Source organism: Pelagibacterium montanilacus, from assembly GCF_003992665.1.
Taxonomy (GTDB): domain Bacteria; phylum Pseudomonadota; class Alphaproteobacteria; order Rhizobiales; family Devosiaceae; genus Pelagibacterium; species Pelagibacterium montanilacus.
Genome location: NZ_RZMX01000053.1, coordinates 1 through 682, shown reverse-complemented (window position 1 = coordinate 682; position 682 = coordinate 1). Strand labels below are relative to the sequence as shown.

Annotated in this window: 1 protein-coding gene; it reads right to left on the bottom strand. The window is 59.8% G+C overall.

Annotated elements, in window-relative coordinates; genetic code table 11:
- Positions 1–339: 339 nt before the first annotated feature.
- Positions 340–682, bottom strand: a 343-nt coding sequence (locus EO136_RS15035) for a Crp/Fnr family transcriptional regulator (protein WP_164730627.1), incomplete at its 5' end; no start/stop codon positions are given.

Sequence of the window (682 nt, the reverse complement as noted above, 5' to 3'; positions counted from 1 at the left end):
TTTAGGCCCAAGGCTAGCCTGTCACAAATAGTCGCCGTCAACCCAGATGTTACGCCCTACGCCTGGGCGGAGTTACGTCACCTGAGGGTATACCCCAATGTGAGTGCTATTGCTCGGCGACAGCGTAGGGCGTCTGCTATGCGCCCCCAAATCGGCCGTTTAGCGGAACTTGGCCGCCGCATGAAAGCCGACCTTCCCGAGAGCTACAGATCGACATGGTTGCCCGTATTGCTCCTTAAGTGTATGCACATAGCCTTGGACTTGGCGCAGATAGCTGTCCCACTCCGCGATGATTGGCTACGTGTCGTCAGCCTTCCCGTCACGGATAGCCACCTTGCACTACGCCCCTTCTCGCAGACGCCGATGCAGGTAATTCTCATCGAACCCCGCCATCTGGACGAGTTTGGCCGGGTCGGCAATGTGCAGGCTACCCCTCTGCAATGTCATGGCGCCCTCGATCCGAAGCGTCTTGAGAACCCTGTTGACGTGGACCGGCGTCATGCCGAGCGAATCCGCGACGAGAACTTGCGAGAGCGGGAGCCTGAGGTCGGGCTCCAAGTTCAGCCCGACGTTGCGAGCGCGCAGGTAGAGCTCGCACATCAGATGGGCAACGCGCTCAATGCTGGTGCGCCGACCCATGCTTGTTATCCAGGCCCGCATGGTGCCCTCATCGACCAGTTGG